The organism is Paraburkholderia sp. GAS42 (assembly GCF_050436565.1).
GTDB lineage: Bacteria > Pseudomonadota > Gammaproteobacteria > Burkholderiales > Burkholderiaceae > Paraburkholderia.
This window is the reverse complement of record NZ_JBNDML010000002.1, coordinates 143949-157109: the sequence shown is the minus strand read 5'-3', so window position 1 is coordinate 157109 and position 13161 is coordinate 143949. Positions and strand designations below refer to the sequence as shown.

15 protein-coding genes and 1 pseudogene are annotated in these 13161 nt (G+C 60.4%); 6 read left to right on the top strand and 10 right to left on the bottom strand.

What is annotated here, in order from left to right:
* Positions 1-2 precede the first annotated feature (2 nt).
* Together P3T16_RS03300 and P3T16_RS03295 are read left to right on the top strand one after the other, a co-directional pair.
* Positions 3-296, top strand: coding sequence for a hypothetical protein (locus P3T16_RS03300; RefSeq protein WP_429341159.1), 294 nt, complete (start codon positions 3-5; stop codon positions 294-296).
* A gap of 169 nt (positions 297-465) precedes the next feature.
* Positions 466-870 (top strand): MAPEG family protein, encoded by a 405-nt coding sequence (locus P3T16_RS03295; RefSeq protein WP_429341158.1) that lies wholly within the window; start codon positions 466-468, stop codon positions 868-870.
* 102 nt (positions 871-972) lie between these two features.
* Here the strand turns inward: P3T16_RS03295 and P3T16_RS03290 are convergent, their stop codons facing one another.
* Positions 973-1857 carry a LysR substrate-binding domain-containing protein gene (locus tag P3T16_RS03290; RefSeq protein WP_429341157.1) on the bottom strand — a complete coding sequence of 295 codons (885 nt, stop codon included), beginning with the start codon at positions 1855-1857 and terminating at the stop codon, positions 973-975.
* A gap of 112 nt (positions 1858-1969) precedes the next feature.
* On the opposite strand from P3T16_RS03290, the gene P3T16_RS03285 reads away from it, so the two are divergent.
* The 3 genes from P3T16_RS03285 to P3T16_RS03275 are packed head-to-tail and all read left to right on the top strand — an operon-like array spanning position 1970 to position 4538.
* Positions 1970-3040, top strand: a complete 1071-nt coding sequence (locus P3T16_RS03285) for an alkene reductase (RefSeq protein WP_429341156.1) — start codon at positions 1970-1972, stop codon at positions 3038-3040.
* A 10-nt stretch (positions 3041-3050) separates the two neighbouring features.
* Positions 3051-3878, top strand: a complete 828-nt coding sequence (locus P3T16_RS03280) for a pirin family protein (RefSeq protein ID WP_429341155.1) — start codon at positions 3051-3053, stop codon at positions 3876-3878.
* A 54-nt stretch (positions 3879-3932) separates the two neighbouring features.
* Positions 3933-4538 (top strand): isochorismatase family protein, encoded by a 606-nt coding sequence (locus tag P3T16_RS03275; RefSeq protein ID WP_429254185.1) that lies wholly within the window; start codon positions 3933-3935, stop codon positions 4536-4538.
* Between the two features lie 282 nt (positions 4539-4820).
* Here the strand turns inward: P3T16_RS03275 and P3T16_RS03270 are convergent, their stop codons facing one another.
* From P3T16_RS03270 to P3T16_RS03260, 3 genes and pseudogenes are all read right to left on the bottom strand, one after another.
* Positions 4821-5105 (bottom strand): hypothetical protein, encoded by a 285-nt coding sequence (locus P3T16_RS03270; RefSeq protein ID WP_429254508.1) that lies wholly within the window; start codon positions 5103-5105, stop codon positions 4821-4823.
* 33 nt (positions 5106-5138) lie between these two features.
* Positions 5139-5353 (bottom strand): annotated as a pseudogene (locus P3T16_RS03265) (hypothetical protein); the annotation flags it as partial.
* Positions 5354-5418: 65 nt separating this feature from the next.
* Positions 5419-5727, bottom strand: coding sequence for a hypothetical protein (locus P3T16_RS03260; protein ID WP_429254184.1), 309 nt, complete (start codon positions 5725-5727; stop codon positions 5419-5421).
* 35 nt (positions 5728-5762) lie between these two features.
* Here P3T16_RS03260 and P3T16_RS03255 point away from each other — a divergent pair, with 35 nt between their 5' ends.
* Positions 5763-6050 (top strand): DUF1643 domain-containing protein, encoded by a 288-nt coding sequence (locus tag P3T16_RS03255; protein ID WP_429341154.1) that lies wholly within the window; start codon positions 5763-5765, stop codon positions 6048-6050.
* Between the two features lie 53 nt (positions 6051-6103).
* Here P3T16_RS03255 and P3T16_RS03250 read toward each other — a convergent pair whose 3' ends face one another.
* From P3T16_RS03250 to P3T16_RS03225, 6 genes are all read right to left on the bottom strand, one after another.
* Complete coding sequence (locus P3T16_RS03250; RefSeq protein WP_429341153.1) at positions 6104-7234, bottom strand: 2Fe-2S iron-sulfur cluster-binding protein; 1131 nt, start codon at positions 7232-7234, stop codon at positions 6104-6106.
* Positions 7235-7246: 12 nt separating this feature from the next.
* Entirely contained in the window at positions 7247-8503 is a 1257-nt protein-coding gene (locus tag P3T16_RS03245; protein WP_429341152.1) for an aromatic ring-hydroxylating oxygenase subunit alpha, read from the bottom strand.
* A 256-nt stretch (positions 8504-8759) separates the two neighbouring features.
* Positions 8760-9191: a dihydroneopterin aldolase gene (locus P3T16_RS03240; RefSeq protein WP_429341151.1), complete on the bottom strand. Its 432-nt coding sequence runs from the start codon at positions 9189-9191 to the stop codon at positions 8760-8762.
* Positions 9188-9847, bottom strand: a complete 660-nt coding sequence (locus P3T16_RS03235) for a sarcosine oxidase subunit gamma (protein ID WP_429341150.1) — start codon at positions 9845-9847, stop codon at positions 9188-9190. The genes P3T16_RS03240 and P3T16_RS03235 overlap by 4 nt, the downstream gene beginning before the upstream one ends.
* On the bottom strand, positions 9837-12836 hold the full coding sequence (locus P3T16_RS03230) for a sarcosine oxidase subunit alpha family protein (protein ID WP_429341149.1): 3000 nt from the start codon (positions 12834-12836) through the stop codon (positions 9837-9839). Before P3T16_RS03230 ends, P3T16_RS03235 begins: the two co-directional genes overlap by 11 nt.
* Complete coding sequence (locus P3T16_RS03225) at positions 12833-13153, bottom strand: sarcosine oxidase subunit delta (protein WP_429341148.1); 321 nt, start codon at positions 13151-13153, stop codon at positions 12833-12835. Before P3T16_RS03225 ends, P3T16_RS03230 begins: the two co-directional genes overlap by 4 nt.
* Between the last annotated feature and the right edge of the window lie 8 nt (positions 13154-13161).

The window sequence follows — 13161 nt, the reverse complement described above, 5'->3', positions numbered from 1 at the left end:
ACATGAAGGTTTTAGCTGTCGCATCGATCGTTCAGCCGCTCTCGCCGGAACAGCGCCAGCAGATCATGCCGAACGAAGTGCCTGCCACGCTCAAGCTCTATCTCGACGGCAAGATCGAGCAGTTCTGGTTCCGCCAGGATAAGCCCGGCGTGATTTTCCTCATGAACGTCGAAACGATCGAAGAGGCCAGGGCGGCGGTAGAAGCCCTGCCGCTCACGGCCGGCAGGTACGCAAAGTATGAGTTGATGCACGTCGGTCCGCTCGCCCCGCTGGGTCTTCTGATTCAAAGCAAGTAAGCGCAGGAGCGCCGTCGATGAACACATCGGCGGCGCAACCGGCAGCGTCGCCGCGAAGCGCCTCTTGCAGAAGGGCTTCCCTCTCGCGCTTTCGTTCACCAGAACGACGGGCGCGCCCGTCAACTCGAAATCCAACTGAAGCTCTCGGAGCGATAAGAGGCCGCCAATTATGAAGCTCACACCGGAACTCCATGTCCTGGCTCTGATTGCCACAGCGACGGTCCTGATGTGGATCCCGTACATGTTCGCGAGAATCCTGACGCGCGGGCCCGCCCAGACATTGGCCAATCCCGATCCAGCTTTTCCGCCCGACCCGGCCTGGGCCGAGAGGGCGCGCCGCGCGCACGCCAACGCGGTGGAAAACCTGGCCGTGTTCGCGCCTCTCGTGGTCATCGCGGCGCTGACCGGCATGAGCACCCCGGCGACAATCGTGGCATGCAAGGTCTATCTGGGGGCGCGGCTCGTCCACTACGTCGTCTACGCCGCCGGCATCCCGGTTGTCCGCACGCTGGCCTTCGTGGTCGGCGCCGGAGCGACCCTGGTGATCGCTGCCGCTGTGCTCAGCCATGTCTAGGCAATCGAAGGAAAACGCTATGAAACCCGTCGTCCTCTTCGCCGGTGCAACTTTCGCGTCGGCATCGGAGCGGCCGGGCAGATGGTTGCGTGGTGACAGGCACTACTCCCCCAGGTGCTCTCGCAAAAATTCAATAAAGCGCTGTGTCTTCGCTGGTAACAACCGCGTCTCCGTGATGGCATAGACGGGAACCGCCGGGGCCTGCCACCCCGGCATCACCCGGCGCAACAGCCCGTTGGCGACATCTTCGGCGACCACTTCTTCCGCAAGTACAGCGATGCCCAGATCCAGGGTCGCGAGTCGCCGGATCATGCCGACGCTGTTCAGCAGGAACCGACCGCCCACTGCGACCTCGGCCGGTTCGCTTTCGCTTTCACTGTGCAGCGTCCATCCGTTGACCTCTGCCGGGCTGAGGCGCAGACATTCGTGCCGCTCCAGGTCGGCCGGCTCGCCTGGCTCGCCATAGGTTTCGATATAACGCGGTGATGCGTAGAGATACCGCGGCAAACGGGCGAGCTGCCGCGCAATCAGACTCGAGCTCGGCGGTTCACCCATGCGGATCGCGACATCGAACGGCTCGGTGACCAGATCAACCCGGCGCGGCGTCAGGTCGAATTCGAAGGTGATGCCGGGATAGCGGCGTGCAAATTCTGCGAGCAGCGGCGCGAGGAAGATATTCGCAAAATCCACCGGCAATGACGCATGCAACACACCCACTGGCTGGGCCAGCATTTCGCCGAGTTGCTCGTGCGCAAGCCGCGCCTCGTCCACGATGCGCCTCGCGCGCTCGAAATAGAGCTGACCGGCTTCGGTCAACTCCGTCTTGCGGGTCGTGCGATGCAGAAGGCGCAATCCGATCGCCTTTTCGAGGGCACCAATCCGGCGCGATAGCGTCGAGTTCGGCACCCCGGTCGCCTCGGCTGCGCGGCGGAAGCTTTTCGCCTTGACCACGTCGACAAACAACGCCATGTCGTTCAGAAACTCCATCTCACTGCTCCATAAATGGCCCAATGATTTCCATTTTGCCATCTTTATCCCGTCTACGGTTTGCTGGATGATGACTGCATCTGATGAGCACATCACCGTAGAGGAACACAACATGAGCCAGCTTTTTACCCCGGTCCGCATTGGCGGCCTGTCCATCCCGAACCGCATGGTGATGGCCCCGATGACCCGCTCGCGCGCCGATGACGCGGGCGTTCCTGACGACGTCGTCGTCACCTATTACGCCCAGCGCAGCAGCGCAGGTCTGATCATTACTGAGGGCGTGTTTCCGTCCGCGACCGGTAAGGGATATGTGCGTACACCCGGCATCCATAGCGATGCCCAGGTGGCCGTATGGAAGCGGGTGACTGAAGCCGTGCATGCCCGCGGAGGACGTATCGTCATGCAGCTGATGCATAGCGGGCGCATCTCGCACCCATCGATGCAGCCGGACGGCGCGCTGCCGGTGGCACCGTCGGCCATCAAGCCGGCAGGACAGACCTGGACCGGCAACGGTATGGAAGAATTCGTCACGCCGCGCGCGCTGCGTCTCGATGAGATCGCCGGTGTCGTTGACGAGTACCGTATGGCGACGCGTCGCGCGCTCGAAGCGGGCTTCGACGGCGTCGAATTGCATGCTGCTTCAGGCTATCTGCCTGAACAGTTCCTCTCGTCCGGCAGCAATCAGCGCGAGGATGAATATGGCGGCTCGGTTGCGAACCGCACGCGCTTCGTTCTTGAAGTGCTGGACGCGATGGTGGCAGAGGCCGGTGGCGATCGCGTGGGGATCAAGATCTCGCCGGAAATGAACTTCAACGACATTTCCGACGCCGCGCCGCAGGAAACCTACACGTATCTCGTCGAACGTCTGCGCGGGTTCAATCTCGCGTATCTGCACGTCGCCCTGTTCGGTACCAGCGTCGATTACCACGCCATGTTGCGCCCGCGTTTCGATGGCGCGTATCTGGTCGGGGGCGGCCTTGACCAGGCCGCCGCTGAAAATCTGCTGGCCGAGGGACGCGCCGACGCTACGGTCTTCGGCGGTGCATTCCTCGCCAACCCGGATCTCCCCGAGCGCTTCCGCCAGGGCGCATCGCTCAATGCCCCGGACAAGAACACGTTCTACACGCCCGGCGCTCAGGGCTACATCGATTACCCCGCGCTGAATGCGGCCGGTAACGTCTAAGGACTGCGCCATGTCGACAGCCACCGCCCGCATGCAGCGCGCCAACCGGGGAAACCATTTCCGCGCGTACCGTCTGCATGGTGCCGATCCCCTGCTGCTCGATCCGTTCATGGGTATCGACCATGCGTGGATGAGCGCGCCCACCTTCCCGCCGCATCCGCACGCCGGCTTCTCCGCGGTGACCTACCTGTTCCTCGACTCGGAAACAGGAATTGCCAACCGTGATTCGCTGGGCAACAACACGCTAATCGAGCCGGGTGGGCTGCATTGGACCGCGGCAGGGCGGGGGTTGATCCATGAAGAGAATCCCGCGGTGCCGGGAAGTACCACCCACCTGCTGCAAATCTTCGTCAATCTCCCCCGGGACCGGCAGAACGCGGCGCCGTTCGCGCTGAGCCTGGCCCCGCAGGACGTGCCGGTGGTGCAGCGCCCCGGCGTCCGGGTCCGCGTCCCCCTGGGCAGCTTCGACGGCGTGCGTTCCCCGCTGACACCGCCGACCGAGGTCACCTTGCTCGACATCACGCTGGAGGCCGGCGCTGAACTGGCGCTGCCGGTGGCCGCGGGCCAGCGCGCCTTCTTCATGCCAATCTTCGGCAACGCGGAGCTCAATGGCGAACGCTTCGGCCTCGACAACCTCGCTGCCCCGATCCTGCCGGCCGCGACCGACGCGACGACGCACAAGCTCGCCGCCAAGGCTGGAGGCGCCAAGGTCGCCGTGTTCATCGGCGAGCCGCTGCGCCAACCGGTACTGTCAAACGGACCCATGGCTTTTGCGAGCCAGGAGAGCCTGATCGCGGCAACCACCGCTTACCGCCGTGGCGAGATGGGAAGGCTGTAGCAAGCCGCCACGCACCCCAGGGCGTGCGCCCCACCACTACTTAGGAACTACATCATGAAGGTTGAACGATTCACTGCCGACAACACCGCCTTGCTGCTGATTGACCATCAGGTTGGCACGATGCAACTGATCAGGAATATCGACCGGGAACTCGCAGCCAGGCAGTCGATTGCGCTGGCCAAGATGGCGAAGATCCTCAATCTGCCGGTCGTGATCACGTCCAGTCAGGAAGATCGCGCCCAAGGCCCCATTCTTCCGGAAATCGCCGCGATCCTGCCCGAAGCTCATGCCGCGCGCGTCAGGCGCCCCGGCGTCGTCAATGCCTGGGCCTACCCCGACTTCCGCAATGCGGTGCTCGCCACGGGGCGCAAGAACCTGATCATGGCGGGCGTCACCACCGACGTTTGCCTGATCTTCCCGGCCATTGACGCTGCGCTCGAAGGCTTTGCCGTGCAGGCAGTGATGGATGCATCTGGATCGCCCAGCGATCTTTCCGAAGCGTTTTCGCGTCAACGGATGCACGATGCGGGCGTGGTACTCACCGCCACCAACACGCTCATGGCGGAAATCGCGCAGGACTGGTCCACCCCGGCCGGACAACAGCTGATCGCTTTGCTGTTCACCGATGTGTTCCCGGCCCTTGGCGCCGGCATCGCTTAAACCCGAAACCACATCCTGTTGACTGAAGCGCACGACGCTTCAGTCAACAGATCAGCACATGTCTTCCAGGTCATGAACTTCACGGGTAACGACATTCCTTGAACACTCGCACTCGACGAGTTTGTAGTCGGAGGTTCTCTCAGCGATCCCAGGTACACAGTGCCAATAGGTAAGCGAGTTTTTGGCTGACCTTTCGATGGGAAAGGTGCTGGCCTGATTTTCCCGGCTACGACGCCGCTCTGTCGCAATCTACAGAGCAGGGAGAGCCAGGGAATCACTGATTCAGCTGTTGCCAACAGCCCAGCCACCTTCGGACAGCAGCTTGTCAATGAGACGCCGGCCTTCACTGTATCCAGCTTCTCTCGCCTCTTCTTCAGTGGGGAATGTCCCAGCGAGCTCATGGAACCGACCGCTCGGGTCAACCAGATGTGCATCCGCACCATGGCGGCAGTAATACCCGCTGTAGTTAAAGGGAGTATTGGGAACCGGCGGTCCGAATACGGGGAACGGCAGTACCCAGATTTCAAATCCCTCGTGTTCGACTTTATCCCACATGTCAGCCTCCATCGAGATACTCCAGGAATCGAAACTCGCGACCTGAGCGGAGTGCTCATCGCACCACTGCATCGCCCAGCGGCGCGCCGCCTCGAATCCGTCCGCATCGGAGGGTAGTCACCGAGGTCGCCCGAATACTTCACCTCGATGGCATCGCCACCCACCGAGGCGCGCCGGTAGATCTTTGCGCGGGCGTAGTAGCAGCCGCCTTCATCGAGCGGCGAAGCGTCGATGTGGAACTGCTTGCAGTCGAACTGCATGCCGGCCCCCATCGTCGCTTTCAAGGAACCCTGGTATGACTACCAACGAGCACGCAGGCACTCAGTCAAACGTTCGGCAGATCGTCTATGGACTTTTCGATCTTCCCGTCGGGAATCTCCGTGTCGATCCCATCATGACCGCCGGGGTGCGCAACGATCTTTATTTTTGGACCCAGAAATCTCACGCCACCGAGGGTAAACAGGGACCAAACGACGTCTCCCGCACGTATGGCCCTTACTGCGGCGTCCACCTCTGCGATTTGGGGCGGGGACAGCCATTCGTGTGTCTTCGGGTCGATGAGAGCCCAGCGCACGTGCGTGACGCGGTCAGTAGCGGGACTGATGCGTACGCCGTCGATAGCAAACGTAGCCATATCAACCTCCGTCATCCTCATGAAGGAATCGTAGCATGAGCGCAATCTTTAGCGCATGCGGCGCCTACCGCTACCTGCCCAAGCGGCCCGCGTGGGAATCGATGGCGCCGATGAAGCCGACAGCCCTGTTCGTGATGCTCAATCCGGGCACCGCCGACGCAAACCTCGACGATCCGACCATTCGCCGATGCCGCGGCTTCGCGAAGCTGTGGGATTGCAACGGCCTTGCGGTCGCGAATCTGTACGCACTGCGCTCGTCGGCCCCAAAGGGCAGGCCAAAAAATATGGAGACAGATGACGAAGGTGAATTGTGTTCGCGGTGAGGAGTAGCCGCGCACATCAGCAAGCGCGGCTCACAGCCATTGACCAGTGAGCGTTACAACTCGAGCACCAGGTCGGAGGTTGGCCGACTGCAGCACAGCAGACGGAAGCCCTTCAGCACTTCACGTTCACGAATGCCGCCGTTATGTTTCATGTCCACCGAACCTTCAAGGACCTTCGTCTTGCAAGTGCCGCACATGCCTTGACTGCACGACGACGGGATTGCGACGCCGTTCTTTCTGGCTGCGACCAACACCGTCTCTGACGCGTTCATCGTGAAGGATTTTGAAGAGCGAGAAAATTTGACGGTAAAAGTGTTCTGCGCCGCTTCGCTCTCAGCCGCGGCGGGTTCTGGGGCAACAACGGCGGAGATGTCGAAGCTCTCCTGGTGATATCGAGCCGGGTCGTGACCACCTTCACGCAGCAGTTCTCTGATGGCGCTCATGTAGCCGGCCGGACCGCACGTGAACACCTCGCGTTCTGCATAATCCGGAAGCCATTTCGAGAGTAACTCGAGGCTCAGACGCCCAGTGGCGCCCGCCCAATCATCCTCGTCTCCAACACCCTCGCAGACAAAGAAAAGACGCAGACGCGGCGAGCGTCTCGCGAGCCGCCGCAATCCCTCACGAAAGACGATGTCGGCGGGCGTCCTTGCACTATGCACAAACGCGACATCCCGGTCGAGCCCCAGGTCGATGCCCGCTCGTGTCATCGACATCAAGGGTGTCACTCCGGAGCCGGCCGACAAGTACAGCGACTTCGCTGCCGGCGCGGCCGTCGGCGTGAACGTGCCTGACGGACCATACGCTTCAAGTCGGCTTCCCGGCTGCATGTTGTCGTGCAGCCAGTTCGACATCGTTCCGCCCGGAACCCGCTTGACGGTAATGGCGAGCAGATAGGGCCGCGTCGGAGCCGAGGATATCGTGTAGCAACGCTCGACCGATTGCCCGTTCACATGCGCGGAAACCGTCATAAACTGACCGGGCTCGAAGCGTACGGGAAGACCGTCGCCAGTACAGAATTCGAAGCTCTTCACGTCGTGGGTTTCATCGATGACGCGACAACACGTGAGCGTCTGCTTTTCGCTACTCGCCCAAAGCCTGCCGCCACTTTCCCAGGTGACAGGATTTGCGAGCCTGTCTGCGGCATCAAGTGCGGGAGCGAAGACTGTTTCAACAGAGTTCATGATTGCCCGTCTTCAAATGCCGTGAGCGCTCAACCGTGCGGCGTACCAGCGCGAGAACTGGTCGACATACGCTTCGGTAAAGGGTGAGAACAACCCGGGCCGGTAGGCCGGGTCCTGCGTTCCTTCGTGGGTGATTTCGACGAGATGCTTGTCCTGCATGTTCGTCGCAACCCAGACTTCGGTGAGGTCAGAAACGGTGTAATCCACGCCTTCGACGGCATCCGCGTGCACGAGCCACTTCGAGCGCACCAGCGTCTTGTCCGGCGCGAGCGGGATGACGTACGAAATCACCGCATGGTCGCTCATGACGTGCGTCCACGAATTGTGAGTCCAAAGATGTGTGTCGCCGAGGTCGCGCCGTTGAAGATTTCCGAACAGCCTGGTGCTTGCGACCTTTGTGCTCATGGTCTGCGACTCGCCATGGCCGGCGATGACAAGTTGCTGCGAACGGAACTGCGTCACCGCATCTCCGTCCAGCCACTCGACCGTCGAGCTGACGAAGCCTTCTTTTTCCCAGCTTGCCTGGCAAGCCGCGTTTCGCGCCTTGTATTCTTCGAGCGCCCGCAGCGATTCTTCGCTGAGATTCTCAGGACAGAATCCAAAATCTTCCGGGAGGAATGAGGCCGTCAGTTCTGGATGCGTAGCGGTGCAGTGATAGCATTCGCGGTTGTTTTCAATCACCAGCTTCCAGTTGCCGTTCTCGATAATCTCGGACTCGAAGGCAATCCTGGTGTTCCGCAGGTCGTACGGTGCGAAACGCGGAACCATCGCCTCCTCCAGCTTCGAGATGTCCTCTGGCGCGTTATCGCCCAGGCACACGAAAATGTGCGTTCCCACAATCCTCGTATGCACTGGAATCAGGCTCCGGCAGGTCGGGTCGAAATCCTTCCCCATGTGGGCAGCGTGGCGCAGACTTCCGTCGAGGTCGTACGTCCACTGATGATAAGGACATACCAGCATGCCGACCGTCGACTTCCCAGCCTCTTTCAGACGAGCGCCACGATGGCGGCAGACGTTGCGGTAAGTCCGGACATTCTCGTCATCGTCGCGCACGATGATGATGGAAGCCTTGCCGATATCAACGGCCGAAACGTCGCCAGGCTCGGGAACATCCGCCGTGACCCCGACCAGAATCCAGTGCTTGTGAAAAAAGACATCGACATCCGTTTCGAAAACGTCCTGGCGGCCAAAGAGTTCGCCGGGCATACCGTGACCAGGCTGACGGCTTCGAATTAACTCACCATGAGTCTTGAACTGCACTTCAGACATCGTCTTTCTCCAACGTTCAGGTTTGTCGGGACTTCGATTGTTCCCGCTATGACTTGAGTATTGGATTGACGAAAATGAGCGTCAATGCGCTTTATTTTCGGTCTGGTATTACTTTAGATTATGCGTGGGCCGGACCCGCAGCTAACCGCCAAGGCGAATTGCGGCGGCCGCCCAGCGTCCAGTACATGGGTCTGGACATGTTGTTCCTTGTCTGGAAAGGTTAGACGTGCAGCGTCGGCGCCACGCATTCAGCACGCTAGCGCGCTTGTGCTTCGTAGTCCAGGCGGGACCAGCGAAGTTCGACGCCCAGACGCCGGCTATGTTTCCGTGCCTTGGGTTTGTGAAGAACGACAACCAGCTCATCGATTGCAGACCACTTAACGAAAATGAACCCCGCAATTTCCAACGCGAGTGCCTCAAGCAGACGCGTGTGCGGTTTGCCCTCGAGAAATACTGACAGGTCGTTGCACAGACATTCATAGTCGACAAAGTCGTGCGCACCGCCTTCCACTGGCAGATACCCGTAGCGCAACTCGAGGCTGAAGGTGACGGGTTGACGTTCATGGTGTTCGTGGTCGTGGATGCCCACAAACATTTCCACTGTCATGTCGTCCACAAACACCCACATTCCCCGCGAGTTCGCTGCCGCATCGAACACGGGCGCATTGAACATCCGGTGACCGCTCATGAAGCCACCGACTCTGCCGCATCCAGAAGAATCCGGCAGAAGTAGTCAGCGAAACTTCGGCGAACAATGATGTCGAATACATCTTCGCCAGTACGGATGAGGATGATCGACGCCTTAAAATAATGCGTCTGTGCGCAGGTTCCGATACCGAATATGTTCGCGTCGACATCCAGCGGACAGCCCCGGGAAAGCACATCGCGAACGGCACGGCCGCTTACCGACACGATTGTGTAGCCGCTGCTGACATCTACAGCGGATGCGAACTGGCCCGAAAGTGCCGTCGCCAGCCCTCTCCCCAACGCGCCGGTGCCCGCTGTCTTACCCACGACCATCCACTCATCAGGGCCGAGCCACAGCATGTCGTGCGCTTCTCCGTGCGCGACCGTGTTGGGAACCGCCGGAACCTCACAACCCACAACTTGCGAGACCGCAGCAGTGAACAACGTGTCTGACACGACGCCCCGGATGGACACGAGGTCGACGAATGGCCGCTCGCGCATTTCGAAGCTCGCGGCAGGCCCGGCTTGACGACTGGCAATGGCGGATGCCATCGCCACAAGGGGCGACTCCTGCCACACCCCATCTTCTCCGCTCAGAATCTGGAAGATGCCGGTATTCGTGGCCCCCGGCTGACGGGTAGTTGTTTCATTCAACATTCTGACGAACTCCTTCAGGGTCGTAGAAGACCGGGCTGGCTATCTTTGCATTGACCTGCTTTCCGCCGGCAAGCGGGATTGTCACGTCCTGACCCATCTTGTCGAGTCCGCCTTTGACCACGGCGAGCGCGATAGAACGCTTGAGGATGGGACTGAAGTAACTGGACGTTACGTGTCCGACCATGGGTGCGGTGTCGCCCGAGAAGCGACCAGCGACAATCTGGCTGCCTTCCGGCAGGACTAGACCCTCGTCGTCTGGCAACAGGCCGACGAGTTGCTTGCGGCCGGCATTCGAAGTGTCCGAGCGAGTCAGGGAACGCTTGCCCAGGAAGTCCTTCGATTTCGCGACCATTCCGCCCATACCCAGGTCATGCGGCGTAATGGAGCCATCCGTGTCTTGACCCACAATGATGTAACCCTTCTCAGCACGAAGGACATGCATCGTTTCCGTGCCGTAGGGTGTGATGTCGAACTCGGCGCCCGCCGTCATCAAGGCTTCCCAGACTGCGCGCCCGAAGTTCGCGGGTACGTTGACCTCATAGGCTAGCTCGCCCGAGAAGCTGATGCGCATGATTCGCGACGAAACGCCAGCGACAGTGCCTTCGCGATAGCTCATAAACGGGAACTGGTCGTTCGCGAAATCGACGTCCCTGCATACCTTCTGCAACACCTTCCGGCTGTTGGGGCCGACGACTGCGAACGTCGCCCAGTGGTCGGTCACAGAGGCGAGACGAACGCGCAGGTGCGGCCATTCGGTCTGCAGCCATCGCTCCATCCAGTTAAGAACGCGTGCAGCGCCGCCGGTAGTGGTTGTCATCACGAAGTGCTGGTCGGCGAGCCGCACGGTCACACCATCGTCCAACACCATGCCGTTTTCGTCGAGCATCAAGCCATAGCGACACTTGCCAACTTCAAGCTTGCTCCATGGATTGGTATAAACCCAGTTCAGCAACGTTGCGGCGTCGGGGCCCTGGATGTCGATTTTGCCGAGCGTCGATGCGTCGAGGATGCCGACGCTGGTACGAACGGCAAGACACTCGCGACCGACCGCGGCATGAAGGTCCTCTCCTCGCCTGGGGAAGTACCAGGGCCGCTTCCAGTTACCAACGTCCTCGAACTCCGCGCCGTTTTCGACGTGCCATTCATGCACGCACGTCTTGCGAATGGGGTCGAGGAAGTCACCTAGCTCGCGGCCCGCGAAAGTCCCGAACGTGACGGGCGTGTAGTTCGGTCGATAGGTAGTCGTGCCGGTTTCCGGAATTGACTTGCCCAACGCCGCCGCAAGAATGGCCATGCCGTTGATATTGCCAAGCTTACCCTGGTCGGTACCGAAGCCCATCGCCGTATAGCGTTTCACGTGCTCGACAGACTCAAACCCTTCGCGGGCCGCAAGCAGAATGTCCGCCGCCGACACGTCATTCTGAAAGTCGACGAACTGCTTTGCGCCTCTAGATGCATCACGCGATGTGCCCACCATCCAGAGCGCCTGAATGGGTGTCTCCCTAACCTTGGCGACCTTGGGCATGTCCAGGGGAGAGGGTTTCAGACCAGTAGCCCGCGCGGCCTCCGCGCCGGCCGCCGCACCATCCGAAAACGCGCGGGCCAGGTCAAACTCCCCGTTGGCACCGCCCACGCTTACTTCCGCCTGCATAGCGCGGCCAGGCATGAAGCAAAGCCTGGCGTCATTCCACTGCGCCTTTCCACCGGATTGCGCGAAAAGATGCAACGCCGGACTCCACCCACCTGACACTGCAACGAGGTCGCACCGAACACGCTCCGTGCCGCCTGTCACAACCCCGTTGTCGTACCGCCTGATCTGAACGGACGACACGCGCTTCTTGCCTTCGGCACACGTCACGACAGAACCAGCGACAATCTTGATGCCCAGATGTCGGGCCATTGCCGGCAACGTTCCGTGCGTCACACCCCTTGAATCCACGACTGTAACTGAGCCTCCAGCGGCTTTAACGTCGAGCGCCGCCTGGTACGCACCGTCGTTGTTTGTGAAAACGACCACACTCTTTCCGGGGAGCACGCTGAAACGGTTGATGTAGCTGGATACCGCAGACGCGAGCATGATTCCTGGCAGGTCGTTGTTACCGAAAACAATCGGACGCTCATGCGCGCCAGTCGCGAGAATGACCCGCTTGGCCCGGATTTTCCAGAGCAGTTCGCGGGTGCCCTTTCGAACCGAAAGAGGAAGATGGTCGGTAAGGCGCTGAGCGGCTGTCACAAGATTGTGGTCTTGATAGCCAAAAGCGGTCGTTCGCGCGAGAACACGCACATTTGGAAGCGAAGCAAGTTCGTGCTCCACGTCGACCAGCCAACGTTGCGGAGACTGGCCATCGATGTCAGTCTTCGTCGACAGAAGGCTACCGCCAAGCACAGCTTCGGTCTCAACCAGAATGACGCGGGCACCCGCCTTGCCAGCAACCAACGCCGCCATGAGGCCTGCCGGGCCAGCGCCAACGACAAGGACGTCACAGTGCGCGTACGTCTTGTCGTACCGGTCGACATCTATCTCCGTCGGCGCCTTGCCGAGACCAGCGGCCGCCCGGATTTTTTCCTCGTACATCGGCCACCACTTCGCCGGCCACATAAACGTCTTGTAGTAGAAGCCCGCTGGCAAAAACCTCGCGAATTTCTGGTTGACGGCCATTCGGTCGTGCTCAAGGTCAGGTTCAACATTAACGCTGGACGCAACTAGTCCCTGATAAAGCTCAACTTCGGTTGCCCGTGCGTTGGGAACCGTTCTCGCGCCTGTCTCGAGCTGCACAATTGCGTTTGGCTCTTCCACTCCGGCAGTGACGATACCGCGCGGGCGATGGTACTTGAAGCTGCGCGCGACAAAATGGACGTTGTTGGCGAGGAGTGCAGACGCGAGCGTATCGCCCTGGAAGCCCTGATATGTCTTTCCATTGAACGTGAACGTCAACGGAATCGCGCGACTGATGCAGCCACCCGCTCCCAATCTGTTTTGTTGTGTCATTTTCCAGTGCTCCCAGGCTCACTACGCTCGGCGACTGCGGACGTCGTGTTCGCAAGCGGCTGCGGAAAGGTTTCGTACGCAGTGAACTCGTATGTCACGGTGTCTCGAGTGGCGATGAACCACCGGCGGCACCCTTGGGCATGCATCCACTGTTCGCGATGAATTCCGCGGCTATTTTTCCGCATGAAAAGGTATTCGCCCCATTCCTGGTCGGAGAGATTCTCGGGGTTCGGCGGCCGGGCGATGTCTGCCTCGCCGCCGCAAGAGAATTCCGATTCCGCGCGCGGTCCGCACCAGGGGCACTCGATGAGCAACATATTTGCGT

Coding starts and splice junctions, on each gene's coding strand:
- P3T16_RS03280 (WP_429341155.1), top strand. CDS start 3,051: ATGTCGACAGCCACCGCCCGCATGCAGCGCGCCAACCGGGGAAACCAT.
- P3T16_RS03270 (WP_429254508.1), bottom strand. CDS start 5,105: ATGGAGGCTGACATGTGGGATAAAGTCGAACACGAGGGATTTGAAATC.
- P3T16_RS03225 (WP_429341148.1), bottom strand. CDS start 13,153: ATGTTGCTCATCGAGTGCCCCTGGTGCGGACCGCGCGCGGAATCGGAA.
- P3T16_RS03245 (WP_429341152.1), bottom strand. CDS start 8,503: ATGTCTGAAGTGCAGTTCAAGACTCATGGTGAGTTAATTCGAAGCCGT.
- P3T16_RS03260 (WP_429254184.1), bottom strand. CDS start 5,727: ATGGCTACGTTTGCTATCGACGGCGTACGCATCAGTCCCGCTACTGAC.
- P3T16_RS03295 (WP_429341158.1), top strand. CDS start 466: ATGAAGCTCACACCGGAACTCCATGTCCTGGCTCTGATTGCCACAGCG.
- P3T16_RS03255 (WP_429341154.1), top strand. CDS start 5,763: ATGAGCGCAATCTTTAGCGCATGCGGCGCCTACCGCTACCTGCCCAAG.
- P3T16_RS03240 (WP_429341151.1), bottom strand. CDS start 9,191: ATGAGCGGTCACCGGATGTTCAATGCGCCCGTGTTCGATGCGGCAGCG.
- P3T16_RS03235 (WP_429341150.1), bottom strand. CDS start 9,847: ATGTTGAATGAAACAACTACCCGTCAGCCGGGGGCCACGAATACCGGC.
- P3T16_RS03275 (WP_429254185.1), top strand. CDS start 3,933: ATGAAGGTTGAACGATTCACTGCCGACAACACCGCCTTGCTGCTGATT.
- P3T16_RS03300 (WP_429341159.1), top strand. CDS start 3: ATGAAGGTTTTAGCTGTCGCATCGATCGTTCAGCCGCTCTCGCCGGAA.
- P3T16_RS03285 (WP_429341156.1), top strand. CDS start 1,970: ATGAGCCAGCTTTTTACCCCGGTCCGCATTGGCGGCCTGTCCATCCCG.
- P3T16_RS03290 (WP_429341157.1), bottom strand. CDS start 1,857: ATGGAGTTTCTGAACGACATGGCGTTGTTTGTCGACGTGGTCAAGGCG.
- P3T16_RS03230 (WP_429341149.1), bottom strand. CDS start 12,836: ATGACACAACAAAACAGATTGGGAGCGGGTGGCTGCATCAGTCGCGCG.
- P3T16_RS03250 (WP_429341153.1), bottom strand. CDS start 7,234: ATGAACTCTGTTGAAACAGTCTTCGCTCCCGCACTTGATGCCGCAGAC.